The 24656-nt window shown below is 46.3% G+C and carries 24 protein-coding genes; 6 read left to right on the forward strand and 18 right to left on the reverse strand.

Features of this window, described 5'->3' with window-relative positions:
- Window positions 1-121 precede the first annotated feature (121 nt).
- From BM415_RS21130 to BM415_RS21160, 7 genes are all read right to left on the reverse strand, one after another.
- Window positions 122-1093 (reverse strand): DMT family transporter, encoded by a 972-nt coding sequence (locus tag BM415_RS21130; protein ID WP_091161116.1) that lies wholly within the window; start codon window positions 1091-1093, stop codon window positions 122-124.
- A gap of 97 nt (window positions 1094-1190) precedes the next feature.
- Entirely contained in the window at window positions 1191-1748 is a 558-nt protein-coding gene (locus tag BM415_RS21135) for a GNAT family N-acetyltransferase (RefSeq protein ID WP_091161118.1), read from the reverse strand.
- 262 nt (window positions 1749-2010) lie between these two features.
- Window positions 2011-2961 (reverse strand): metallophosphoesterase, encoded by a 951-nt coding sequence (locus BM415_RS21140; protein ID WP_244533634.1) that lies wholly within the window; start codon window positions 2959-2961, stop codon window positions 2011-2013.
- 28 nt (window positions 2962-2989) lie between these two features.
- The gene (locus tag BM415_RS21145) at window positions 2990-3802 is read right to left on the reverse strand and encodes an AAC(3) family N-acetyltransferase (protein ID WP_244533636.1); all 813 of its coding nucleotides are present in this window, start codon (window positions 3800-3802) and stop codon (window positions 2990-2992) included.
- A 151-nt stretch (window positions 3803-3953) separates the two neighbouring features.
- Window positions 3954-4727: a succinate dehydrogenase iron-sulfur subunit gene (gene sdhB / locus BM415_RS21150; protein WP_091161121.1), complete on the reverse strand. Its 774-nt coding sequence runs from the start codon at window positions 4725-4727 to the stop codon at window positions 3954-3956.
- 41 nt (window positions 4728-4768) lie between these two features.
- Window positions 4769-6514 (reverse strand): succinate dehydrogenase flavoprotein subunit, encoded by a 1746-nt coding sequence (sdhA, locus tag BM415_RS21155; RefSeq protein WP_091161123.1) that lies wholly within the window; start codon window positions 6512-6514, stop codon window positions 4769-4771.
- Window positions 6515-6539: 25 nt separating this feature from the next.
- Window positions 6540-7202: a succinate dehydrogenase cytochrome b558 subunit gene (locus tag BM415_RS21160; protein WP_091161125.1), complete on the reverse strand. Its 663-nt coding sequence runs from the start codon at window positions 7200-7202 to the stop codon at window positions 6540-6542.
- 344 nt (window positions 7203-7546) lie between these two features.
- Between BM415_RS21160 and BM415_RS21165 the strand changes: the two genes are divergently transcribed.
- The gene (locus tag BM415_RS21165) at window positions 7547-8443 is read left to right on the forward strand and encodes a LysR family transcriptional regulator (RefSeq protein WP_091161126.1); all 897 of its coding nucleotides are present in this window, start codon (window positions 7547-7549) and stop codon (window positions 8441-8443) included.
- Window positions 8444-8456: 13 nt separating this feature from the next.
- On the opposite strand, the gene BM415_RS21170 is transcribed toward BM415_RS21165, so the two are convergent.
- Window positions 8457-9122 (reverse strand): potassium channel family protein, encoded by a 666-nt coding sequence (locus BM415_RS21170; protein WP_091161128.1) that lies wholly within the window; start codon window positions 9120-9122, stop codon window positions 8457-8459.
- Between the two features lie 23 nt (window positions 9123-9145).
- Window positions 9146-10492 (reverse strand): TrkH family potassium uptake protein, encoded by a 1347-nt coding sequence (locus BM415_RS21175; RefSeq protein ID WP_244533638.1) that lies wholly within the window; start codon window positions 10490-10492, stop codon window positions 9146-9148.
- Between the two features lie 370 nt (window positions 10493-10862).
- Here BM415_RS21175 and BM415_RS21180 point away from each other — a divergent pair, with 370 nt between their 5' ends.
- Window positions 10863-12563, forward strand: a complete 1701-nt coding sequence (locus BM415_RS21180; RefSeq protein ID WP_091161129.1) for a CPBP family intramembrane glutamic endopeptidase — start codon at window positions 10863-10865, stop codon at window positions 12561-12563.
- Here BM415_RS21180 and uvrC read toward each other — a convergent pair.
- Both uvrC and trxA read right to left on the reverse strand, forming a co-directional pair.
- Window positions 12532-14436, reverse strand: a complete 1905-nt coding sequence (gene uvrC, locus BM415_RS21185; protein ID WP_091161130.1) for an excinuclease ABC subunit UvrC — start codon at window positions 14434-14436, stop codon at window positions 12532-12534. The genes BM415_RS21180 and uvrC overlap by 32 nt on opposite strands.
- A 248-nt stretch (window positions 14437-14684) precedes the next feature.
- Window positions 14685-14999 carry a thioredoxin gene (gene trxA / locus BM415_RS21190; RefSeq protein WP_047913576.1) on the reverse strand — a complete coding sequence of 105 codons (315 nt, stop codon included), beginning with the start codon at window positions 14997-14999 and terminating at the stop codon, window positions 14685-14687.
- Between the two features lie 228 nt (window positions 15000-15227).
- Between trxA and BM415_RS21195 the strand changes: the two genes are divergently transcribed.
- Window positions 15228-15386: a YqzM family protein gene (locus tag BM415_RS21195; RefSeq protein ID WP_091161132.1), complete on the forward strand. Its 159-nt coding sequence runs from the start codon at window positions 15228-15230 to the stop codon at window positions 15384-15386.
- A 114-nt stretch (window positions 15387-15500) separates the two neighbouring features.
- Here BM415_RS21195 and dnaI read toward each other — a convergent pair whose 3' ends face one another.
- From dnaI to BM415_RS21210, 3 genes are all read right to left on the reverse strand, one after another.
- Window positions 15501-16454 carry a primosomal protein DnaI gene (dnaI, locus tag BM415_RS21200; protein ID WP_091161134.1) on the reverse strand — a complete coding sequence of 318 codons (954 nt, stop codon included), beginning with the start codon at window positions 16452-16454 and terminating at the stop codon, window positions 15501-15503.
- Window positions 16455-16513: 59 nt separating this feature from the next.
- Window positions 16514-18043: a replication initiation and membrane attachment family protein gene (locus BM415_RS21205; RefSeq protein WP_091161136.1), complete on the reverse strand. Its 1530-nt coding sequence runs from the start codon at window positions 18041-18043 to the stop codon at window positions 16514-16516.
- Window positions 18044-18300: 257 nt separating this feature from the next.
- Window positions 18301-18597 (reverse strand): YuiB family protein, encoded by a 297-nt coding sequence (locus BM415_RS21210; RefSeq protein ID WP_091161138.1) that lies wholly within the window; start codon window positions 18595-18597, stop codon window positions 18301-18303.
- Window positions 18598-18826: 229 nt separating this feature from the next.
- Here BM415_RS21210 and hemQ point away from each other — a divergent pair, with 229 nt between their 5' ends.
- A complete protein-coding gene (gene hemQ / locus BM415_RS21215; RefSeq protein ID WP_091161139.1) occupies window positions 18827-19570 on the forward strand; it encodes a hydrogen peroxide-dependent heme synthase in 744 nt (247 codons plus the stop codon).
- Window positions 19571-19638: 68 nt separating this feature from the next.
- Here hemQ and BM415_RS21220 read toward each other — a convergent pair whose 3' ends face one another.
- Both BM415_RS21220 and BM415_RS21225 read right to left on the reverse strand, forming a co-directional pair.
- Window positions 19639-19893, reverse strand: a complete 255-nt coding sequence (locus BM415_RS21220) for a hypothetical protein (protein WP_091161141.1) — start codon at window positions 19891-19893, stop codon at window positions 19639-19641.
- 4 nt (window positions 19894-19897) lie between these two features.
- Complete coding sequence (locus BM415_RS21225; protein WP_091161142.1) at window positions 19898-21088, reverse strand: NAD(P)/FAD-dependent oxidoreductase; 1191 nt, start codon at window positions 21086-21088, stop codon at window positions 19898-19900.
- Between the two features lie 697 nt (window positions 21089-21785).
- Here BM415_RS21225 and BM415_RS21230 point away from each other — a divergent pair.
- Window positions 21786-22787 carry an NAD(P)/FAD-dependent oxidoreductase gene (locus BM415_RS21230; protein ID WP_091161145.1) on the forward strand — a complete coding sequence of 334 codons (1002 nt, stop codon included), beginning with the start codon at window positions 21786-21788 and terminating at the stop codon, window positions 22785-22787.
- Between the two features lie 348 nt (window positions 22788-23135).
- Here BM415_RS21230 and BM415_RS21235 read toward each other — a convergent pair whose 3' ends face one another.
- Both BM415_RS21235 and BM415_RS21240 read right to left on the reverse strand, forming a co-directional pair.
- Complete coding sequence (locus BM415_RS21235) at window positions 23136-23279, reverse strand: sporulation histidine kinase inhibitor Sda (protein ID WP_091161146.1); 144 nt, start codon at window positions 23277-23279, stop codon at window positions 23136-23138.
- A 237-nt stretch (window positions 23280-23516) separates the two neighbouring features.
- The gene (locus BM415_RS21240) at window positions 23517-24176 is read right to left on the reverse strand and encodes a YheC/YheD family protein (protein ID WP_091161148.1); all 660 of its coding nucleotides are present in this window, start codon (window positions 24174-24176) and stop codon (window positions 23517-23519) included.
- 181 nt (window positions 24177-24357) lie between these two features.
- Between BM415_RS21240 and BM415_RS21245 the strand changes: the two genes are divergently transcribed.
- Window positions 24358-24561: a hypothetical protein gene (locus BM415_RS21245; RefSeq protein WP_091161149.1), complete on the forward strand. Its 204-nt coding sequence runs from the start codon at window positions 24358-24360 to the stop codon at window positions 24559-24561.
- The last annotated feature ends 95 nt before the right edge of the window (window positions 24562-24656 follow it).

Here is a 24656-nt window from a genome sequence, read left to right on the forward strand (position 1 = left end):
GGTCCCAACAGCATTAAATTTATATTATCAAAAAGGGGGTCATGTCAATAAGTTTACCCGCTCACTGTTAGAGTTAAGTTTCAGTAATATTTCATTTGTGTAACAAAGTACACTATTTACATTACGACTGCCGCGCATCCGCTTTGGGTGGTGAAACCATGGTTTTGACAGTGACCGACCTGTTTACAATTAGTATTCCGCTGACAACCAGCGACAGTGAAATACCAACCCAGCCGGACATCTGCTCCCCAAGCAGAATGGAAGATAATATTACACCAAATACCGGTATCAGGAATAAATACATCGATACACGCCCGACATCATTATATTTCATAATCGTATTCCAGATTCCGAACCCTACAGCCGATAGTACGGATAGATACAATAAATACATCAATAGAGTGCCGTTAATTGGAAAAGGGGCTACGCCGACCATCGGTACAGAGACCACAATGAGCAGAAGTCCTCCAAGCGCCATCTGTCTTCCCGTTAAGGATAACACGGGCTCATGTCTGCTCTCCTGCTTCGCCAGCACATTACCCACACCACCAAAGAAAGCAGAGCCTAGCAGTAACAATTCTCCCCAGCCAAAGGAGAGACTGAGATCCCCTTTTCCGATGCCAACAGCAGCAATGCCTAAGAATCCCAGCAGCAATCCGGTGATCTTCATTACTGTCAGGCGTTCTGCTGAATTCACGAAGCGTACGGAGAGCATTTGAAACAAGGAGGTTGATCCCACTATGATGGACCCTTGTATCCCTGTGCTGTAGCTGAGTCCTACATACAGCAGTAAATATTGAAGAAAGGTTTGAATGAGGGCCAGACGAGACAACCTTCCTTTTCCAAGCTTATTTAGCTGCTCTGTTTTCCCTTTTCTTCGGGTTACCAAATAATGAAATATAATAAGCAGCAGACCTGCCAACGTAAACCTATAGCCCGCAAACAACCATTGGGCTCCGTAATCCGCAGCAACAATACCCAAATCTTCATAGCCGATCTTTATAATCGGCATCGCACTTCCCCACAGCATGGTAGCAACAACTGCACTAACTACGATCCCTGCGGGATGTCTAAACCATTGTTCGATTTTCATAATGTACCTACTTGAATTCATTTTATAATGCCATTCGCTTTAATCTTTTTAGTTTCAAATTCATCTTTTGGATAAGTTATGAGTTTGAATTACTTTTTCAAAGTGACTGTTCTTTCACATATACGAGTACATCCTGTCCATTTTTTTGAAACAAAGAGAAATGCTTATGTGTCCGAACAAGCTTCATTCCGTTCTTGATGAGAACCTTCTGGGAGCGCTGATTATGTTCTTGGCATTTGCCTTCAATTCGCTGAAGTCCGAGCTCCTCAAAGCCGAAACGGATCATTCGTGAAACAGCCTCCGTTCCGTACCCCTGACCCCAAAATCTGCGGTCAAACATATATCCGATCTGTGCTTCTTTCTTGTCTTCCTTCCACTGCTGAAATGAGATAACCCCGATTAGCTCATTATTTTCAAGGAGACATATGCCGTAATGAACCGATTCAAGTCTCGCTCCGGATATCCATATTTCCTTAAGCAAGCGCCTAGCCCGAAGCTTTGTCGGCAAATGTACACGATTCAAATACTTTATGACCTCTGTGTCATTCAAGAAACGAAAGATTGCCTCATCATCGCTCGGCGTAAGGCCTCTGAAGAGCAAGCGCTCTGTCCTCAGCACCGGCAGTCCTCGTCCTAGCGCAAGCTTCGTGAACATGACAGTAAGCTCCTATCGTCCATTATCTTTATTTTTGTATACCGTGATAAACACCCGTACGAACTTCATTGATATGAAGATCCATATCCGGGGCACCCGAATAAATAGGATAAGCGCTCATGACCAAGCCGACCCGCATGCCACTCAAAATGGATTCCTTCCTTCGGAAACCATGGCAATTCGTTCCATCTTATCATTTCCTTTCTGTTATTGTTCGTTCCGCTGCACTTATTCATGTGCATATAGGATCAATTGATTCATATTACAGATGTATAATCGTCAGCTCGGGCTTGCATAGGAAACGGATCGGCAGCTGGGTCATACCGACACCCCGATTTACATAGACGGGCATGGATGCCCCTTCTTCTCCGGTGTAGTAAAGCCCTTGAATATACTTGTGCGAGCCGCGCGGTGTCGTCAGAGCACCGACAAAAGGAGCTCTCACCTGACCTCCGTGACTATGTCCGGACAATTGCAGATCATAGGCGTATCCAGACGAAATATCGGCGTAATCCGGCTCATGCATCAGGAGAAGCGTAAATGTGTCTGCCTCCAGACCATCAAGTGCGGCTGACGGATCAGGCACACCGTTCAAGGCATCATCCAGACCCGCTACGCCAATGATGTCCCCATTTCTCTCTACCGTAACATGCTCATTAACAAGTAAGGTAAAGCCGGCATCATGATACAGCTTTGCCAGCTTCTTATACTCCCGTCCCCGGTAATCATGATTGCCGAGCACGGCATATTTGCCCAGAGGGGCCTGCATGGATTTGAGCAGCGGAACACACTCTGCCATAGGTTCGGCCTTCGCCTCTACCATATCTCCAGTAAAGCAAATGATATCCGGTGACTGCTCTCTAACCGCCTTAGCCAATCGCTCCATATCGGATTTATCCATATGGAACCCCAAATGCATATCGCTGAAATGGGCAATTCTCATACCCCGAAAGCTCTGAGGCAATCGGGGGAGTGTAAGGTTCACATGCTCCACTTCGAGATTCCGCGGCTCCCACAGCCACGCATATCCTCCCGTAAACAGACCGGCACCAGCGGTAAGCCCCAGCTTCATGATCTTCTTCAAGAAGCTTCTGCGGGAAGGATTGTGCTGCTTGGCTTTACCAGGGAAAATGGCCGGAACCGTCTCACTTCCATCCTTGGGACGTTCAGGTTTATGCTCTGGATCCCTGTTCGGGCGTGGTGTAAATTCCAAGGCGTAATTTCCCCTTTCTAATGAAATGCTATAGCCGTCTCTGTGTCCTGAGCCACTCCGCAGCATAATCGACCAGTGTACGCTGCGGTGCCAGGAAGCAGGGGGCCTTCCTGATATGAGCTCTCGCGTATACTGAGCCGTCAGCCTGCTCATAATCATGTCCCAGCTTATCAAAATCATCGGAGCTGATATTATAATCACGATAGGTGATCCACTGCTTGCTGCCTTGTACAAGGACAGGAGCCTGCTGTTGAATTTCCTTCCTCCCTTTATATTCCGTTCGGTACTCAGCCAAATGAAGTGAAGTATTCCGATCGTGACCGCATCCAATTAACAATACATAAGCATCCGCATCGTACAGCCGGGCAAGAGGTGATCTCTCGCCCAGCGGATAATCATAAGCATGGTTCTCTATAATATAGGGTGCCAGTCGTCCCCACGCCGCAAAAGATACATGCGGATGCAAACTACGCATTGCAGCTTTGCTCTGCCTGAATGCATCAACAATAGCACCCATTCCAGAAGTTTCTGTCATTTCCGAGTCATAAGCCGGCATTTCAGCACGAATAAGCTCCCACCACTTCGGGTCTGCAGGAGGGTTCATCCAGGTGGATGGGTCCGTTAGATCCATTGACTGCGTCGGCATGACAAGCGTGCCTTCCGGGCCCAGCACATCCTGCAGAGCAAGGACTACAGAAGGAGCTCCCCCCGGAATCCATCCGCCGAAGCTCTTCAAGGAGGAATGCACAATCAACGTCATCCCGGCTCTGAGCCCCAGCTCATAGAGTCCTTCGCCAATTTCTGTCCGGGTCACGGGTCTGTCTATTATCGGTTCCGTCAAATGTATTGCACATCCCTTCCTCAGTTAGTTCCGATTATAGCACACTCCGAGTCTCTGTATGGAGTCTGGCGGGCATGGCTCTGCCAATATAAAGAACTCCGTCTTCAGCTTCAAGACGGAGTTCTTGCAATTCATATCGTCAGGCGGGGCCTTATGCCCCCAGCCAGCGTTTAAACATATGCTTCGTCGTATCCTTGTTCATCTCTGCGATCGAGGTCGTAAGCGGAATGCCTTTTGGACAAGCTCTTACACAGTTCTGCGAGTTACCGCAGCCTTCAATTCCTCCATCCTCCATGAGCGACTCCAGTCTCTCTTCCATGTTCATCTCACCTGTTGGATGAGCATTGAACAAGCGGACTTGTGAGATCGCTGCTGGACCAATAAAGTCTGTCTTGTCATTCACGTTAGGGCATGCTTCAAGGCAGACACCACAGGTCATGCACTTGGACAGCTCATAAGCCCACTGGCGCTTCTTCTCCGCCATCCGCGGGCCCGGTCCCAGGTCATAGGTTCCGTCGATCGGAATCCATGCTTTGACCCGTTTAAGAGCCTTGAACATGCGATCTCGATCAATAACCAAATCTCGTACTACCGGGAATGTCTTCATCGGCTCAAGCCGGATGGGCTGCTCCAGCTGGTCCACGAGTGCAGCACATGCCTGGCGCGGTTTCCCGTTAATAACCATAGAGCATGCACCACAGACTTCCTCAAGGCAATTGGAGTCCCAGCATACCGGAGCAATCTGTTTGCCCGAAGTATTCACCGGATTGCGCTGAATTTCCATAAGCGCGCTGATGACGTTCATTCCGGGGCGGTACGGAATCTCAAATTCCTCAATATAGGAAGGAGAGTCCGGTTTATCCTGGCGGGTAATTACAAACTTTACACTTTTCACTGTTTGTTTATTAACAGCGGTTTCTGCCATGATGGTTCCTCCTTACTGTTTATAATTAAATCTTGTTGCTCTTATTTGTCTTTCGAATAGTCACGGATACGCGGCGGAATCAGAGATACGTCAACAGGCTCATACGAAATTTCCGGACCGTCCGGCGTCCATTTTGCAAGACTCGTCTTCAGGAAGTTCTCATCATCCCGATCCGGGAACTCCGGCTTGTAATGCGCCCCGCGGCTTTCATTACGAAGCAATCCGCCCAATGTCATCGCTTCAGCCAGCTCCAGCATATTCCACAGCTGTCTTGTAAAGGATGCACTCGTATTGTTCCAGCTCGATGTATCGTTCACGTTAATGTTCCGGTAACGCTCTTTTAATTCCTTAATTTTGCCGATGGTAGCTTCAAGACGGTCATTGTAACGGACAACCGTCATATTGTCCTTCATCCAGTCGCCGAGTTCTTTATGAATAACATAGGCATTCTCTGTGCCCTGCATTTTGGTAATGCGGTCGTATTTGTCAGCCTGCTGCTTCTGATGTCTATCGAACACGGAAGAGGAAACATCCTGTGCCGATTTCTTAAGTCCCTTGATATATTCAACCGCCTTAGGACCTACAACCATTCCTCCGTAAATAGCAGATACGAGAGAATTGGCGCCAAGTCGATTGGCCCCGTGGTACTGGTATTCACACTCTCCTGCAGCAAACAATCCCGGAATGTTGGTCATCTGGTTGTAGTCGACCCATATGCCGCCCATAGAGTAGTGAACCGCAGGGAAGATCTTCATCGGAATTTTGCGCGGATCGTCACCCATGAATTTCTCATAGATCTCAATAATACCGCCGAGCTTAACGTCGAGCTCCTTCGGATCTTTGTGAGACAGATCAAGATAAACCATGTTTTCGCCATTAACACCAAGTTTCTGGTTAACACACACATCAAAAATTTCACGTGTGGCAATGTCCCGCGGTACAAGGTTACCATAGGCCGGATATTTCTCTTCAAGGAAATACCAAGGCTTACCGTCCTTGTAAGTCCAGATTCGTCCACCTTCACCCCGTGCCGATTCCGACATCAGTCTCAGCTTATCATCACCCGGTATCGCTGTCGGGTGAATCTGGATGAATTCTCCGTTCGCATAAGTCACACCTTGCTGATACACCGCACTTGCCGCTGTACCTGTATTAATAACTGAGTTCGTCGTCTTACCAAATATAATACCGGGACCACCCGTCGCCAGAATTGTCGCATCCGCCGCGAATGTAACAACCTCCATACTGCGCAGATCCTGAGCCACAATCCCGCGGCATACTCCCTCATCATCAACAACCGCCTGCAAAAACTCCCAATGCTCATGCTTCGTGACGAGCCCTGCTGTTTCCCAGCGGCGTACCTGCTCATCCAGCGCATACAGCAGCTGCTGGCCTGTTGTCGCACCTGCGAATGCGGTACGGTGATGCTTAGTGCCTCCGAAACGGCGGAAATCGAGCAGTCCTTCCGGTGTCCGGTTAAACATAACGCCCATCCGGTCCATCAGGTGGATGATGCCTGGTGCGGCTTCGCACATTGCCTTAACCGGCGGCTGATTAGCCAGGAAGTCACCGCCATATACGGTATCGTCAAAGTGAACCCACGGAGAGTCGCCCTCCCCCTTGGTGTTAACCGCGCCGTTAATACCACCTTGAGCACATACGGAGTGAGATCTTTTGACAGGTACAATGGAAAATAGATGAACGTGGACTCCTGCTTCTGCAGCCTTGATTGTTGCCATAAGTCCTGCAAGACCGCCGCCCACGACGATAATGTTGGATGTAGCCATTTCTAGTTCACTCTCCTCTTACAGCTTAGACTGTTACTTTCAACGCTTCGATTACAGCAGATACATCAAATTCCACAGAGCGGAATGCAAATATGGATGCAACGAACATAATGGAGCAGACTGCGAACAAGCTCATGCATACGTATGACGATACTCGCTGTGCACGAGGACCACGCGTAATTCCCCAGCTTACAAGGAATGCCCATAGTCCGTTGGCAAAGTGATACGAAGCTGCCACGACACTAATGAGATAAATAATGAAATATACAGGATTCGTTACAATGCTGTGCATCAGTGCGCCAAGCTCATCGTGGCTCACCTCGCCCAGAAATACCTGAACGCGTGTCTGATAGACGTGCCAGATAACGAATACAAATGTAAGGACGCCGGATATACGCTGCAGCGTATATCTCCAGTTGCGCTCATTGTTGAACCTGCCAACGTTCGGCTGGGCCTGATACGCAATGTACAATCCATACACACCGTGATACAGCATAGGCACATAGATCACGAAGATTTCCATGAGAAGCACCAGCGGAAGGCTGTTGATAAAGTCTACTGCCGACTGGAACCTCTCCGGCCCGCCTTCAACGGCTGCAAAGTTCGAGAACATGTGCATAAGGAAAAACACACTCAGAGGGATGAGGCCTAGAAGCGAGTGAATCTTTCGGGCGTAGTAACCTTTCATAAACTGACTTTCCCCTTTCCATGTACAGCGTTTTCATATTTGAATTTAGAAGATAAAATGAACGAAAGCTCCTGCTCCCCGTCTAGAAAAAATATAATGCACAGGGAATGGCTCATGAAAAGTTCATGATGTCTCCGGTTCAAATGATCTGGACTACACAGTGACCTTCAGTTCACTAAGCTCGACAAATTTCTAGTTTTTGCTTAACTTGTGAACAACCTGTGTCGCTTTTATGTTACTCTTTTTTTTCTTATAAGGGAATTGCAATATAATTATTAAATGTTATAACTATAGGGTATAAGGTATATACGTTAATAAACGCTGAACAGGAGGATGAAGCTTCTATGTATGAAGAAATGCAAGCATTTGCCGCTGTTGTTGAGCAATCCAGCCTTAACCAAGCCTCCAAGCTGTTAAACTTGTCGCAGCCTGCTCTCTCCCGCAAGATCGCCAAACTGGAGGATGAACTGGGCGTTACCCTTTTTAATCGTGTTGGCAAAAGATTGGAGCTGACTTCCATCGGAAGACTTGCTTATGATTTTGCGATTGAACAGCAGCAACAGCAGCTGAAATTTCTGCAGGCGCTGGCCCAATTCAAGGACGACACGGACAGCGCCATCACACTGGGTGCCAGCTTAACGACCCTGCAGACGACACTCCCTCCGCTGATCACGGCATTTATGGACAATCATCCGCATGCGGAGATCAAGCTCGTTACAGGCAAGACCCATGAGATTGTATCGAGTGTGCGCGACAAGCAGGCTGATGTAGGCATCGTCGCTTCGTCCATTAACGAGCCGGGACTGAACTGTCTTCCTCTCTTCGATGACCATCTCGAGCTCGTTGTCGCAAGCACACATCCTCTTAGCGGACAAGCATCCAAAATGGATGATCTGCAAAAAATGCCGATGATCACCTTCTCAAAGGGTACCTGGTATCGTAAATTAACGGATGACCTGTTCCATAGATCAGGAGTCATGCCGGATATTCGGATGGAGATTGATTCCTTTGAAGCCATTGTGCGTCTGCTTCCAACCTGCAAGCTTGCCGCCCTTCTCCCCAAATCCTACTTAAGGCCACAGCTGCTTGCAGACAACGACTTGATAACAGTTCATATTCCTGAGCTTAGACAAACAAGACGTACGACCTGCATGATCTATGGACAAAAAGAAGAGCTAAGCGCGACAGCCAAGCAGTGGATTCACGAGATACGTGAATATTTTGCTGCTAGGCGCGGTTAGCTCGGATATATTCTTACTGGCTGATGACTTCCTCGTCAAAACGATCAATGTTGTCATTGGTCCCTATAATAATCATGATATCTCCCGTGTGCACATGATCGAGTGCAGTCGGTGCAATAATTACACCTTCATTCTTCTGAAGTGCGACGATGCTGCAGTTGTATCTGGCTCTTGAATTCAGCTCGGAGAGTGTTTTGCCATCCAGGCATTTCGGAACCGTCATTTCTACAATGCTGTAATTGTCGGACAGGTCAATGTAATCGAGCAGATTCGGTGTGACAAGCTGATGAGCAACCCGTTTGCCCATGTCTCTCTCCGGATAAATAATCCGGTCCACACCCAGCTTCTCCAGCGCCCTGCCATGCAGCAGCGAGATCGCTTTGGCAATGACCTTTTTCACACCAAGCTCCTTCAGCAGGATGGCGGAAAGAATACTCATCTGAATATCATCTCCAATTGCCACGATACCGCAGTCAAAATTGCGGATTCCCAGTGAACGGAGCGTATCCTCATCCGAAGCATCCGCGACGACCGCATGTGTCAGAAACTCGCTCATGTCATTGACGATCTCCTCATTGCGGTCAATACCCAGGACTTCATAACCATTCTCTACGAGTTCCATTGCCAGACTGGAACCGAAGCGGCCGAGTCCAACAACAACAAATTGCTGATTTTTCATAACGTTAGTCTCAAATCTCCTCTTTAGCCAATAATAATCTTGCCTTCTGGGTGTCTATACAATTCCTTGCTCTTTCTATTGAGCGCATAAGCGAGCGTCACCGGACCCAGACGGCCCGCAAACATCGTCAGGCAGATCAGCAGCTTCCCAATGGTTGTCAGCTCGGGTGTAAGCCCCATAGACAGCCCTACCGTAGCAAATGCCGATGTCGTCTCAAATAAGATCATAAGGAACCTTGCATCTTCCGTAGTGGATAGAATCATCGTTACCCCCACTACCGTAAGCAGCGATATCATCGTGATTGTCAGCGCCTTTGTAATTCGCTCCTGAGCCAAACGGTAGCGGAACATCACCACATCGTCTTGGCCTCGTACCATGGATAACACTGCACCGACGAGGATGGCAAATGTCGTTGTCTTGATCCCGCCTCCAGTGGATCCCGGAGAAGCCCCGATAAACATCAGCACGATGATGAAAAACTGGGTTGCCTGACGCAGGCCCGCGATATCAAGCGCATTTGCTCCGGCTGTCCTCGCCGTAACCGATTGGAAGAAGGAAGCGAGAATCTTCCCGCCTGCATCCAGTCCGCCCAAGGTCTTCGTGTTGCTAAATTCCAAGATAAATACAACTATTGCACCGAAGACGACCAGGAAGCCTGTTATCGACAGCACTACTTTTGAATGCAGTGACAGGGTTCGCTTCTTTCTTTTTCGCAGCTCAAGCACATCTGAGAGAACGACGAATCCAAGTCCACCCATAATGATCAGCGCCATCGCAGTTAAGTTGATAAACGGGTCATCTACATACATCGTCAGACTACGATAGTCGCCAAAGATATCAAAGCCCGCATTATTAAACAATGATATCGAGTGGAATATGCCAAAATATACTGCCTTGCATATGCTCATATCGAAAGACCATCTGAGTGCAAACACAACAGCGCCTGCTGCTTCAATCGTCAGGGAATAGAGCAATACTTTACGAACCAGCTTAACAATGCCTTCAATAGAATTCTGGTTGAACGCTTCCTGCAGTATCAGCCTTTCCCTCAATGAAATCCTCCGCCTGAATACGATGGCAATCAAAGTGGTCATTGTCATGAATCCCAGACCGCCGATTTGGATCAGAAACATGATGACGACCTGACCAAATATTGAATAATCATATCCGGTGTCCAGTATGACGAGTCCGGTTACACATGTAGCAGATGTCGCTGTGAACAGCGCATCAACGAATCCTACGCTTTCTCCGTTCGCGCTCGAGACGGGCAGCATCAATAGAATGGTGCCAATCAGGATAATGCCGGCAAAGCCAAGCACCAAAATCTGCGGTGGATTCAATTTGAAAATACGGTGCTGCTCGTTAAGCACAGATTCACCTCGTTCTATGTTCCTTTCAATAAAAAAGAACCAACAAGCACTTAAAGTCGAGGTCTATTGTATTGGTTCCCCTGTTTTCACTTTAGGATTCAGCTTATTGCTTCTCGTATGAAGTTCAACCACGATTATAAGACTTTCAAGAAAGTGAGACAAAATAAAAAACACCTTAATTTCACTAAAAAAGTGCAAAAATGAATATACTTCTTTAAAGTCAACATATTATGAAACATTATTGGACATTTTCAAGCCAGTAAACCGCTTTCTCAAGGATTTGCTCTATTCATTGGCTTTGAGACAGCGGCATATGCTATCTTTACTGTATGTAAGCTGAACTATCTCAAGTAAGAATGGAGGAATGACATTGAATCGACCAGGGCAGCCTTTAGTGCTCAAACCGAACTATAGCTTGCTCGGGGTGCTCGCGGCCATCGGCCTGATCTTGTTTTTCATATTTCAGATATTGCCGGGAACGTCTATGCAGTCAACTGAACAACAGACAGCGAAGGTAATCAGCAAAAAAGAAGCATACCAATCCGCCTTTCAATATGCCGAGAGTGAACTCGGACTAAACGATAAGATTTTGTTTGAGGATGTATTAGTTACATACCAGTCACGTTCCGAATTATACGGCTATCTGGTTAATCAGAAGCTGCTTGAGCAGTATGACAAAGAGTTTGAGGAACAATATCCGTATGATGTATATCGGGTAAGACTCCCCGATCAAGACTCAGGGGGATACCTAAACGTAGATGTTCACATGAATACCGCGAAGCCTGTATCCTATATCCGGGAATCACCTGATTCCGACTACCAGACGAACGAACTAGTTCCTGAATCAGAAGGAAGAGCCTCACTGCTTCGGTTATCCGAAGGCGGAATTTCACTGGAAGATAAGGTGAGTCTCGCGGTCCCCGTTCTATCTGAACTGGGCTATAACGTAAATGCACTAGAGCTTGAAACGACAGAAGCCGATCCGGGTCTCGTCTACGCAGATCACAGCAAGGAGCTGGGAGAAAGCACACTGAAGCTTCATTTCACTTACGAGAATGGCGATATTCGTTCATTTGAACCCGAGTTCTCTGTACCTGCCGATCACACAGCGTATGTGGCTAAGGAAACGGCTAGAGCCAACCTGATGACGCTTGCAGGCTATGGTTTATTCACCTTGCTGCTCGGTGTGCTCGCCATCGTGTACAGTGTACTGACGAGAGCCTATACCTCCTTCAAAAGAGGAATCTGGTTATCCATTCTGTATTTCCTGTTCTCCATGATCGGTACAATTAACTTGCTTCCAACATTCCAAGCGGAAGGTTATTCTACCCTTATGCTTGTCATCTTGTTTGGAATCCAAACCTTGTTTACGCTAGCTATGACCGCTCTTGTATACTTCTCTCTGGTTGCAGGAAACGGGCTCTGGCGAAAAGACGGCTACAATCTATGGGGAAGGGCCAGGGAGCCTGGATATGGCCATTATGTGCTTCACAGCATGTATTCGGGTTACTTATGGGCATTTATACTGCTTGGATTGCAGTCCGTCATCTTCTTCGTGCTTGAAAAGGGGCTCGGCGTATGGTCTACCACAGATGCCAGCCAATCCCCTTATAACATGGTCTATCCGTGGCTTATGCCTATTCTTGCCTGGATGGCCGGAATTGGGGAAGAAGCCGTTTACCGTTTATTCGGTATCCGAATCTTCAAGAAGATGGTACGAAGCACCGTGCTGGCCGCGATGATTACGTCTCTCATCTGGGCGTTCGGTCATACGCTGTATCCGATCTACCCTGTCATCACAAGACCGATCGAACTCACGATTATCGGCCTTGTATTCAGCTTCATTATGATCAAATATGGCTTCATCACTGCTGTATTCAGCCATGTCATCTTTAACAGCATTTTGATGGGCATCAGCTTGCTCGCCATGCAGGATGCAGTGAATATAGCTGCTGGAGTATTCTGGATGATACTTCCTGCCATCGTGGGTTATGTCATTTACCGTTATCATTCGGGAACCAAAAAAGAGAAGCCGATATTTACGGCTCCTCATCCTGAAGAGAGTCAATAATAGTTTGGGCGAGCTTATCGCCAATAGATAGAGGCCGGAAGTCTTCAATGCTGGCCTCTTTAATTTTGCGCAGAGATCCAAAATGCTTAAGCAGCATCTTGCGTCGTTTCTCGCCAATACCCGGTATGGCATCCAGACGGGAAACAACCATCGATTTGCCGCGCTGCTCACGGTGGAATGTGATGGCGAAGCGGTGAACCTCCTCCTGAATGCGCTGAAGCAGGTAGAACTCCTGACTGTCCCGCGGCAGTTGAATGACTTCGAACGTATCTCCGATCATAAGCTGCGATGTTTTATGCTTCGCATCCTTGACGAGCCCACATACTGGAATATATAACCCCAGTTCATTGTGAAGGACATCCAGCGCTGAGGATATCTGACCACGACCGCCATCGACAATGATCAGATCAGGCTGGGTCAAATTCTCCTTGAGTACACGCTCATACCTGCGACGGATAACTTCACGCATCGTTTCATAATCATCCGGTCCTTTAACGGATCGAATCTTGTATTTGCGATATTCTTTTTTCTCTGCCTTGCCGTCAATAAAGACGACCATTGCAGATACCGGATTTGCTCCTTGAATATTGGAGTTATCAAACGCTTCAATACGGCTGAGAGTAGGTAATCCAAGCGCATCTCCCAAGCGCTGGGCGGCTTTTGAAGTGCGCTCCTCTGTCCGCTCGATCAAACGGAATTTCTCATCGAGAGATACCTTCGCATTCTCGGTGGCCATCGAGACCATTCGATGCTTCAATCCCCGCTTCGGGATGAGCACCTTGATATCCAGCCATTCTTGAAGTAGTCCGGCCGCACTGACGGGATCGTCGATTCCGCTCGTCTCTTGATTTCCTAAGGCAGCCTCGTCAGCAATTACAACGGCTTCCTCCTGTTCCTCCTCAGGCAGCAAGGGAAGGAGTATTTCCTTCGGCAATGCCGGATTGTCGCTGTAATACTGGGTCACAAAAGAAATGAAGTCCGCATACGCATCTCCGTAAAAAGGAAAAGAGGTGGAATGGCGCTCGATCATTTTGCCCTGGCGTATATAAAGAATCTGTACACTCATCCAGCCTTTGTCTACCGCAAAACCGAACACATCCCTGTCCTTGGTATCGGCCGTAGTGATCTTCTGCTTCTCCATCAGGGCATCAATCGCGATAATCTGATCGCGCAGTTCCTTTGCCCGTTCGAAGTATAGATCCTCTGCCGCTTCCTCCATTTTCTTCTGGAGATCCTTCTTGATCTCCTCGTGACCCCCGCTTAGGAAGGAAGCGATCTCTGTGTTAATACCTTCGTAGGTTTCTTTATCAATCTCTTTGACACAAGGCGCAAGGCATTGTCCCATATGGTAGTACAAGCACACTTCCTTCGGCATGACTCCGCATTTACGCAGCGGATACATCCGGTCAAGCAGCTTCTTCGTCTGATGTGCTGCGTAGGAGTTCGGATATGGACCGAAATATTTTGCCTTGTCCTTCAGCACCCGGCGTGTGACTTCCAGCTTTGGATGCCGCTCATTCGTTATTTTCAAATATGGAAATGTCTTGTCATCCTTAAGCAGCACATTGTAACGAGGCTGATGCTTCTTGATTAGATTCAGCTCCAGCAGAAGCGCCTCTTTGTTACTGCTTGTTACGATGTATTCAAAATCCCGAATATCCGCAACAAGCCGCTGCGTCTTCCCGTTATGGCTTCCTGTAAAATAAGAGCGCACCCGATTCTTCAGCACCTTGGCTTTCCCGACGTAGATGATCGTTCCCTGGTCATTCTTCATCAGATAACAGCCAGGCAGATCGGGCAGCAGCGCCAGCTTGTGCCTAATCTGCTCTAACGCCTTCTCCTGGTCTTGGATATGGCTCAGATGTGATTCCATCTTACTCAGCTCCCCCTCCCTGTAAAACTGTACAATAAAATCTATATAATAAACGTTAAATTGGAATATTTAAGTGCATCTGCAAAAGGGACCAAATAACGAATGCATGTTCCCTATGTTATAGTATAACCTCTTTCCTCGTACGATCAAGTACTATCCAGTAGTCTTCATCTCAAACTGCAAGTTCCATGAAAAAACGCCCCAGGCTATCATGCCGGAGGCGTTACCATCTAAATTCCTTAAGCTAATTAGTGCTTGGAAATCAGATTTTTCAGGTTTTCCTTAGAGTTCAGACCAACCACTTTGTCAACTGGTTGACCGTCTTTGAACAGGATCAGCGTTGGAATGCTCATTACACCGAAACGGGAAGCCGATTCAGGGTTCTCATCTACATTCACTTTTGCGATCTTGACATCATCGCCTACTTCACCAGCAAGCTCTTCCAGAATAGGAGCAAGCATTTTACAAGGACCGCACCAAGGCGCCCAGAAATCTACAAGAACCGTACCTGTGCCTTCAACCTCAGTGTTAAAGGATTGATCGGATACATTAACAATAGCCATGAATTGTGTCCTCCTTATATATACTGCGTAATTATCTTTGAACTTCATATCGTTCTGGTAAACGATGAGTTCATTATAGCACAACGACTTCCGTAAGGAAATACATGCATATGCATATATTTTGCGAATTGTTTACAAATGTTTCCGGTTTCACGAAATCTTTACAAGTGTTTCCTGTTGTGGTTATACTTATATTGTTTTAGTACGTAAATGGAGGAGGGCAGCATCATGGAACCAAACATTGTCAGACCGTACGATCCAAGGTCCCATGTGAACGAAGAACCTCGTAACGATCTCTTCGATCTCATTGGCGGATTCGTCGGCATGTTCGTGCTGATGACCGTTATCTTTTTCGGTATGGTTATCATTAAGTTCCTGATGACTTAGGCTTTCTATAGAAAGCTGCATGACCCAAGCCAAAGTCTGATTCGTCCGCTATTACGGGATGATCAGACTTTGTTTATTGTGCCCGCAAATTCTAATTTCATTAGCTGCCTTCAGCTACCGATGTTTACCACGCTGATTATCCCCACGTACAGGAACCACATCGACAAAAGGACGAATCCGGTCCATTAATCGTTGTCCCTTATGCCGTTCTTCCCCGTCTTTGCTCGTAAAGCTCAGATGCTGCTCCAGGCTCTCCATATTATAGTTCGAAGTATAGAACGTCGGCTTGCGGTTCATACGATAGTTCAGAATCGAGCCCAGTACATGATCCCGTACCCAAGGGCTTAGGTTCTCTGCTCCGATGTCATCAAATATGAGCAGATCGCAATTCTTTAGCATTTCTGTCGTTTCCTTCAGCTTCTGTCCATCTTGGAACATGGATTTCAGATCCTCTACAAAGTCAGGCATATAAACAATCACGCCAGTGAACCCTTCAAGTGCCAGCTCATGCAGCAAATATCCCATAAGGAATGTCTTGCCTGTGCCAAAAGAGCCTTCCAGATACAGTCCATGCGGCGACAACCCGTTCTGCTTCGCTTCATTGACGTAGCGGAATACTTGATTTACGGCAGGCGCCCGCTGCAGATCTTTCCTCAAAATTTCGGCAACGTTATACCCTTCACTCAAAGCGCGTTCATCCACATAGAAGCTCTGAATGCGCTCCTTAACCTTTTTCTTGTGCATTGCTGCGAGCTGCAGGTTACAGGGTGTTTTTTTATCTATAATTTCAGGCTCACCATTAAAATGCTCAACTGACAATTTCGAATAATGTCCTTCGAAATCATTCGGGCAATTCGCAAGACCTGGACAATTCGCACAATTACTGCTGTCTTTGGCATACTGAAAAAACTTGGATAATGAGAGCATAAACCGGGTGTCATCAACCTCAGGGTTCTCTTCCAAGAACCGGCGAACGGAAGGATCGGCCTTCAGCTTGTCCGCAATGGCATGAGACTGTTGACGAAACGACGGATTCATCTGCTGTAATATTTGTCCTAGCGGTCCCATCCTTAGTTTGTGCCCTCCCTTCTTGTCTTGAAATATATATTGCTAGAATTCATTCTTCTTTAGCGGGTTGACTTCTTCGCCTGCATTTCCTCTGCATAGCGAATCATCTCTTCGAGTTCTTCTTCGGTAACCGAAGCACCGTCTCCCGTATCTTGAACAATAGGAATGTCCGGCTTAGACCTTGCCTGCTGAGAAGCATAGCCTCGCGCACGTCCCGGTCTTTGAGCCTTCTCATTCGGTTTATCCTTGCTGCCTTTGAACTTCGACTGGTCACGAATATACTGTACCGCTTTTTCATAAGTATTGACCTGCTTGAGCAGCATATTGGAAGCAATGGCTTCCACAAAATTACGATTGATACGCTGTTCACTTCCAGATACCAGCAAGGTCATCAGATAATGGATCAATACATTAATGACTTCGCCCGGAAGCTTGTAGCTAAGGTCTACTTTTTCGAATATGTCAATGAGATTGTCGGGTACCGAACCTGGGAAAAAGGTTTGCAGCAAACGCAAATAAGGTTCATTACGCAGCATCATGTTGTACTGGTGAATATCACATTTAGAAGAGAATTGAGGCGGCACTTCCAAATAATATTCCATCTCTACCACATGCTCGACTGGAGGCTCGTCTGCCTGCTTGCTGTCGAGCGCCTGCCGCATGCTGACCACTTTGGCTGCGTGGATGGACCGCTCTTCCTTCCGCTTCTTCCCTTGCCTGAACATGCTGCTAGCCAGCTCCTGCAGACGATCCAGTATAATCTCCCCACGGGTGTTAAATACTTCGTCCTCATCAAGTAATCTGCATACATCCTGAATACCAAGGTCATATTTGTGTACAACATAATTCACGAGTCCAAGCTGATCCGGCTCGAATCTAAGCTGCTCAACATAACGCCGATTGGCAGCTTCTCGTGGAAAGCGCAAAATAATATCCGCATAGTTCAGCTGGTCATTCTCAGGCACAGCCGGCGTACTTGCCTCAGATCTAGCACTCGACATCTCGGATAATGCCTGCTCAAGCTCATAATCAATGACATGGGTATTCAGCTCAAATATATCGTAAAACGGGACAGAGATATTCTCCTTGTTCGCTGATGGTGTTCCTGCTTCCTCGGCATCTTCAGTCCAAATCTGCGATCTCAGTGCAAGGACTGCAAACTTGCCAATCTTATCTCTCAGCAGCAGCGTCAGATGCTGTGTCCGAAAAAATTCACCGGGAGACAAGGGAGGAAACAGCTCATACTCATAGGTATATTCATCTGTCTCAGGTATATAAACTCGGGAAGTCTGAAGCAGCCCTACGGCTTCAAGCTTGGAGGTTTGCTCCATCAAATACTTGCGTCCTTTATCACTGGGCTCGAGTCCCAGTGCCAGGAACAGCTTGCGCTGCTGCTCCATCGTGGAGAAGCCGATTTGATCTGCTCTGACATGCTGAAATAACAGCCTGTACAAGCTAATAGCAAAGGCCCCCGCCATGGGCTGATATGCGGAGCTGAGCATCCGTTCGTCCAGGCTGCTAAGTCCAAACTCGCGGAAAACGCAGTATCGATGATTCTCGGTAAAGTGCAGCATGTTCTTCATGCGCATCGCTCATTTCTCCTTCTTCCGAATAATAATGTTTCTCTATTCTATCATAAAAGACGGCAGCTTAAATCTTCAAAAATAGCCAATTTCCCCGCTTAATCTTTCCGCTATTTCATCTTATACGACATTAATCGACCATTCTTCTATTTTGAAAGCTACGGTTTACTATTGTACTCTATCATTCTATGAAAAGTGAACCCCTATATGACAAAAGAGCCTCTTTCTTCATCCAGAAAGAGGCGTCCTGCGATAATTATTGATTAAAACATTCGATATCCACCAAGCCTTAGCTTCTTAATTGTCCACCCGCTCATAATTGCTCCAACAAGCCCAGCAATACCTGTTAAATAATCAACAAGCCGATATGTACCGAGATGTGCACCAAGGCTCATACTCTCCTGATCCCACATGGTAAAAATAACGACAGGAATCAGCACAATGACAAACAAATAGGAAGGAAACCACGTTGTCTTCATCAGCATATTCAAAATGAAACCAATCCCAAACATCATGACAAAAAATAAAACCATGAGAACAAGTACAGGTAAAATCTGCATCCGTTCACCTTCCCCCTCTTTCTGCCAATTCATGTATGCAAGCCCATAATAGATAATAATTAGTTTAACTCAAATGCGAGGTACAGGCAATGCGCTCAACCTCAAAAAAAGCGCACTTAATGAGATCTTCATTTGCCCAGCCGCTTTACGCTTTGATACAATATAGCTGCATGCACCACTAAACGAAAACTCTTTTACAATAAATATTCCAATCAGGAGTGATGAACAGATGAGCGAAGCAGCTTTAACTCTCGAGGGCTGGTATGCCCTTCATGATTTCAGATCGATCAACTGGGCGGCATGGCGTGCGGCTGACGATGAGACCCGCGCGGTTGCCACCGATGAATTACAGGAATTTCTAAGCGCCTGGGCAGCGGATGAGGAATCCGGCAAGGGAAGCTCTACCGTATATACAGTAGTAGGCCAAAAAGCCGATTTCGTCATGATGCATCTGCGTGAAACGCTAGAAGATCTTAATGCCATCGAGAATGCCTTTAACAAAACAACATTTGCCCAATTTACGACGAAATCCTATTCTTATGTCAGCGTAGTTGAGCTTAGCAACTATCTAGGCAAAGATGAAGATCCAATGCAGAATCCACAGATTGTTGCCCGTCTGAAGCCTGTTCTTCCGAAGAATCAATACATTTGCTTCTATCCTATGAACAAAAAGCGGGATCTCGGTGACAACTGGTACATGCTGTCCATGGACGAGCGCAAGACAATGATGAGAAGTCACGGTATGATCGGCCGCAGCTATGCGGGCAAAGTGAAGCAAATCATTACTGGGTCTGTCGGCTTCGATGACTGGGAGTGGGGAGTAACGCTGTTCTCAGACGATGCTCTTCAATTCAAGAAGCTGATCTATGAAATGCGTTTTGATGAAGTCAGCGCACGTTATGGTGAATTTGGTTCCTTCTATGTAGGAAGCCTGCTGACACCGGAGTCATTTGAAGCCATGCTTAAGCTGTAAGCTTACAGAAAGAGGATGCACTGCATACTAACCTGCAGTACATCCTCTTTTTTGGATAGCATCGCCCTTTAATCCTCATCTTCCTCTTCGAGCTTCTTCAGTGATTCCAGGAACTCCGCCGTTGCACGGTCCCGATCCCTGCTCTTCTCCTTTAATCGCTCGATGGCCGGCAGAATAAGAATGTCAACTTCCTTCTGAACAATATAAGATAGATCATAACGGTCTTGTTCTTCCAAATAGCTGCCTACTTCCATTAGTGCATTATACCGATTGAGTTCCTCTCTTGTGAGCAGCCCGCGTACTTGAACACTGCAATGTCTCATAATTTTAAAAGAACCTTCCTTTTTGAATGACGAGCGGGATTCCGCCGATTTTATATAAATACCTGATATCTACTGCTTTTTTGAGCTGGGCAGCCTTCCAGCCCTTCCACTTCTTCCCGTTCACTACAGCGATTGCTTCTCCCTTGCCAAGTGAAGCTACTGTCCCCTTATGATTAAATCTGAATTTCTCTAGCGATTTGCCCCGGATCAGCAGAGAAATATTTTTCGCGCAATTGACCCCTTGCTGTATCGCCATCTGCGCCGTAGGCGGGTAGGGCCGTCCCTCTGCACTCATAATGAGAGAGCTGTCTCCAATAATGAAAATGTTATCGAAGCCAGGCGCTCGCAGGTATTCATCAACGGCTACGCGCCCACGTGTCACTTCAAAGCCTGCCTGTTCCACCAGCCTGTTGCCTCTGATTCCTCCGGTCCATACGACAGTCGAAGCTTCAATGTACTCTCCATCCCCGATAATAACTCCCTCGGGCAGGCATTCTTTAATAGGAACACCTATACGCAGTGATACACCCTTGTTCTTCAGAACCTTCATCGCATAATCGACCAATTCCTTATCAAAGCCTGGAAGCGCCGTCGGAGCTGCCTCAATATTGTAAAGGTGTACAACCCCTGGATCGACGTCAAACTCCTTGCATAGGCGTGGAAGACGGTCAGCCAGCTCAGATACGAACTCTACGCCGCTGAAGCCCGCACCGCCAACAACAAAATTCATTCTGCTGGACTTGCTGTCATTTTTGTAGCATGCAAATTGATATTCGATATGTTCCCGTATTAGCCTTACTGAATTAATGCTGCGAATCGTCAAAGCATGTTCTCTCATCCCGGGGATTCCGAATGTTTCCGGTTCACCTCCGAGACCAACAACGAGGACATCGTAAGACAAGGTACCATCTTCCAATATCACTTTCTTCTCATGCGGCCTAATATCCTTAACAGCGGACTTCACAAGATCAATCTTGAATTCATCAATCAATTTGGATATGGGTACTCTTGCGCGCTCAATCGAGTCGGTCCCAGCGGCCGGCATATGAAGATGCGTGGTTATATAATGGTAGTCATGCCGATTTACGAGAGTAACATCTGCTTCGTTATAATTCAGTTCCTTTTGAAGTCGCTGCGCGGTTAATAGACCCCCGTAGCCTGCGCCAAGGATGACAATCTTAGGAATGCTGCTCATGCGCTTACCCCTCCGATATTGTTTCAACTTCTATAGAAGGAACCAAAGTCAGTATTATCAGGTTATAATTATGTAAATCTTCATAACAACTGAATCGATTTCATCCTCAGCTTGATTGAGACAAGAAATGGATTCAACCAGATAGAATGAACAATAGAGCTCATTGGCCATGCCTAAGAACGACGCCTTTCGAGCATTATTGTTCGTTTCTTTAGTTCAGTCTATCTACCTTCAAAATTCTCCTTTAGTCCGCTCTATATCTATGGCCCATCCTTTCCCTGAAGTACAAGTTCACTATGGGCTCGGCTCCTTATCAATCCAGCTGTACACATCCACCTTCAAATACCATTCTAAAAGAGGGTGTAATTCAATTCCTATTCATTAAAACGACAACTTATGTCATGTGGTTGCATCAATTTCATAATATAACGAAAGAGTGAATCCAATTGATGCGATTGCAAAACTATTAAAATAAGCCTAAACCCTTTAAAAATCAAGTTATTTTTTCATGCAACAAAAATGATAGCGATACGAATCGAAAATAGCAAGTGAAAATATAATCGTTTTCTGGGTGAAAATTATAGGGAAAGTTGTATATTGTTCTTTGCAACGAACAAGAGTAGTGTTTATAATTGATAATGACTATCAAATAGACGATATTAATTCGTGAATATAATATGAAAGGTGTGTTTTACAGGTGACGACCCTAGAATCCACACAAGATATAACTGATTTGCTCATCATCGGCGGCGGTCCCACAGGGATGTTTGCTGCATTTTACGGAGGTATGCGCCAGGCTTCGGTAAAAATCGTAGAGAGCATGCCCCAGCTGGGCGGACAGCTTGCCGCCTTATATCCGGAGAAATACATCTATGATGTTGCCGGATTTCCAAAGATAACAGCTGGCGATTTAGTCAGCAATCTTCTGGAACAAATGAAACGGTTCGATACCGATATCCGTCTTGAGGAGAAGGTACTTTCTGTTGAGAAAAAAGAAGAGCGGCATTTTGTCGTAACGACAGATAAAGACGTTCATCATGCCAGAGCGGTTATTATTACCGCAGGTGTAGGCGCATTCGAACCTCGTAGACTGGATCTTGAAGGTGCAAGCAAGTTCGAACAAACGAACCTTCACTATTTTGTAAGTGACCTGCAGCGTTTTGCCGGCAAGAAGGTGCTCATCAGCGGAGGAGGAGATTCTGCAGTCGACTGGGCGCTTATGCTTGAGCCGATCGCGGAGCAAGTCACGCTGATTCACCGCCGCGATAAATTCCGTGCGCATGAACACAGTGTAGAGAATCTAGTGGCATCCAAAGTCAATGTAGTGACTCCAGTAGAGATTACAGAGCTTCATGGTGAAGACCGCATTACGAAGGTAACGCTCTCTCATGTCAAGACAAAAGAAACACAAGAGATTGAAGTTGACGATGTGATTGTAAACTTTGGATTCATCTCTTCTTTAGGTCCGATTGCGGAGTGGGGAATTGAAATTAACAGCAATTCCATCGTGGTTGATACACGTATGGAGACAAGTATTCCGGGGATCTTTGCTGCCGGTGATATTACAACCTATGAAGGTAAACTGAAGCTGATTGCTGTCGGATTCGGTGAAGCGCCAACCGCAGTTAATAACGCCAAAGTCTATGTGGACCCAAATGCGAAGCTGTCTCCTGGCCACAGCAGCAACATGAAGCTGTAAACTATAAATGCATAATTTTGCAACAAAAAAGGGTATCTTACTCCTGAAACTAATCTCAGGAGTGGATACCCTTTGTCATATGTGTGCCCAATATGTAACGGTCTAGATTCCGCACCATTGTTACTTTGTCCTAACTGCCATCAAGAAACCGTAGATTGCGGACTGCAGGAAGATTATGCCGGACCTTACAGTCCCTATGTCGCATCTTCCCACGATCAAACGATACCAGCCGCCGCCAATCATTGTTTACACTTGATGCATTGTCCCCATTGTCTGACGGAATTCTCTTATGCAGTTGATACCTGGTATGTGCCTGACAGGATCTGACCGTCCACAACTGAGAGGATTCTAATGCAGAACGGAAGATACGTCGGTATGCAAACTACGCTTGTGGATTTCTTCTAACAATAATGCTATGAAATCGACATCAAGCTGAAGCTCGATTGCCATATGGTAAGAATCGAGCAGCGTCTCATCTGAGAGCATAGCCATGTGTTGGCACAACCTTTCCTATTTATTCCTCAAAACTATCATATCAGAGAATAAAAAGTAGAACAAGCGTTCCTGATATCCACACCCACTTGTGGAAATCCTGTGTATAAATTGTTAATAATTATGATAAATCTATATTTTTGGCAAGTGGATTATGTGGATAATATTTATACACAGGTCATTTAATCTGAAAACTTTCTCAAAAAAAATTTTTTTATCTAGATAGATTTGATAGATTTACTGGGGTCTTGTGTTTACTTCCAGAATCCAGATTTTTCCTGATTGGTCAAGTCCATAATCAAAGCCCAATTGTCCAATTCCCGGGAACCTTTCTTCTAAAATGGTCGTACAGACACGTGTTAAATTTCGCATCTCCTGCTGTTTAGACCGAGCGCTGATGTGAGGAAGTGACTGTTGTAATGCCAGCCGCCCCTTAATTAGGGTTCCGCCCTTGCACACATTCGTTATGAGGAGACCGGGTCGTGCCAGCCTTCCGAGCATTGCTGTGACCTTCCATCCTGTCTCTTCTTTGACAAATTTGACCCGATAATCGATCGGTCTGCCTCCGATCTGAGCCAGCACAATTCCACGCTGGATAAGGTAGCTTCTCTTCTTCTTTGCTCTGAGGAGTGAGGCGTACATATGATCAAAATCGGAAAACGTTAGTCTTCGCGACAATTTAGTGAACGAATAACCTGCTTCCTCGCGTTTGACACGGATCACACCAGCTCCTCCGCCTCCATGGACGGGCTTAACAAAGACCATTCCGTATTTTTGTAACATATTTTTCAGATGCTGCTTGGTAAACAAGCAGGTTTCTGGGATATGATTAGCAACAGAGGCATTGCTCAGGAGTACTTGTGTCTTTATCCACTTACTTCCGATCGTCAAGCTCATTATCTTCCCTCTCCCCTCTATTCACGATTGCAGGATGAACTTAAGCGAGGTATATATTTATATAATATATTGGCGGAAGTCTTGCTTCTCTTGTATGTATGCCTTTGTGGAGAGCCTGTTTTGATTAAACTTATAGAAACAAATAAAACAGAATAAACCCTGGAAGGGAGCACTAACTAAAGTGGCACAATTTATTGAAAGTCTATACGGGGTCGCATATTTTGCCATCGTTCTCGTACTTGTTGCTGTAACGATTCTTACTTTCGTAACAGGCATTAAATTTATTCGCGATAAGAAACACATCGGTTTTGGCATCGGCTGTATCGTATTCTCACTCATCTTTACAGGCATTTTTATCAGTGTTATTGATTTCATTACTTCCTGATGCGTTACCGGTGATGTGCAAAATATCCGCTTTCTCCTACCCGGAGAGGCGGTTTTTTGTTTAAGCTCTCTGTTTAAGCTGTTACAATATAGTAC

The sequence above is a fragment of the Paenibacillus sp. 453mf genome (genome assembly GCF_900116105.1).
In the GTDB taxonomy this organism is placed as follows: domain Bacteria; phylum Bacillota; class Bacilli; order Paenibacillales; family Paenibacillaceae; genus Paenibacillus; species Paenibacillus provencensis.

Bases quoted from the DNA above. Each gene is read 5' to 3' on its own strand.
- BM415_RS21130 (WP_091161116.1), bottom strand. From the start codon at position 1,093: ATGAAAATCGAACAATGGTTTAGACATCCCGCAGGGATCGTAGTTAGT.
- BM415_RS21135 (WP_091161118.1), bottom strand. From the start codon at position 1,748: ATGTTCACGAAGCTTGCGCTAGGACGAGGACTGCCGGTGCTGAGGACA.
- sdhB (WP_091161121.1), bottom strand. From the start codon at position 4,727: ATGGCAGAAACCGCTGTTAATAAACAAACAGTGAAAAGTGTAAAGTTT.
- sdhA (WP_091161123.1), bottom strand. From the start codon at position 6,514: ATGGCTACATCCAACATTATCGTCGTGGGCGGCGGTCTTGCAGGACTT.
- BM415_RS21160 (WP_091161125.1), bottom strand. From the start codon at position 7,202: ATGAAAGGTTACTACGCCCGAAAGATTCACTCGCTTCTAGGCCTCATC.
- BM415_RS21165 (WP_091161126.1), top strand. From the start codon at position 7,547: ATGTATGAAGAAATGCAAGCATTTGCCGCTGTTGTTGAGCAATCCAGC.
- BM415_RS21170 (WP_091161128.1), bottom strand. From the start codon at position 9,122: ATGAAAAATCAGCAATTTGTTGTTGTTGGACTCGGCCGCTTCGGTTCC.
- uvrC (WP_091161130.1), bottom strand. From the start codon at position 14,436: ATGGAATCACATCTGAGCCATATCCAAGACCAGGAGAAGGCGTTAGAG.
- trxA (WP_047913576.1), bottom strand. From the start codon at position 14,999: ATGGCTATTGTTAATGTATCCGATCAATCCTTTAACACTGAGGTTGAA.
- BM415_RS21195 (WP_091161132.1), top strand. From the start codon at position 15,228: ATGGAACCAAACATTGTCAGACCGTACGATCCAAGGTCCCATGTGAAC.
- dnaI (WP_091161134.1), bottom strand. From the start codon at position 16,454: ATGGGACCGCTAGGACAAATATTACAGCAGATGAATCCGTCGTTTCGT.
- BM415_RS21205 (WP_091161136.1), bottom strand. From the start codon at position 18,043: ATGCGCATGAAGAACATGCTGCACTTTACCGAGAATCATCGATACTGC.
- BM415_RS21210 (WP_091161138.1), bottom strand. From the start codon at position 18,597: ATGCAGATTTTACCTGTACTTGTTCTCATGGTTTTATTTTTTGTCATG.
- hemQ (WP_091161139.1), top strand. From the start codon at position 18,827: ATGAGCGAAGCAGCTTTAACTCTCGAGGGCTGGTATGCCCTTCATGAT.
- BM415_RS21220 (WP_091161141.1), bottom strand. From the start codon at position 19,893: ATGAGACATTGCAGTGTTCAAGTACGCGGGCTGCTCACAAGAGAGGAA.
- BM415_RS21225 (WP_091161142.1), bottom strand. From the start codon at position 21,088: ATGAGCAGCATTCCTAAGATTGTCATCCTTGGCGCAGGCTACGGGGGT.
- BM415_RS21235 (WP_091161146.1), bottom strand. From the start codon at position 23,279: ATGGCTATGCTCTCAGATGAGACGCTGCTCGATTCTTACCATATGGCA.
- BM415_RS21240 (WP_091161148.1), bottom strand. From the start codon at position 24,176: ATGAGCTTGACGATCGGAAGTAAGTGGATAAAGACACAAGTACTCCTG.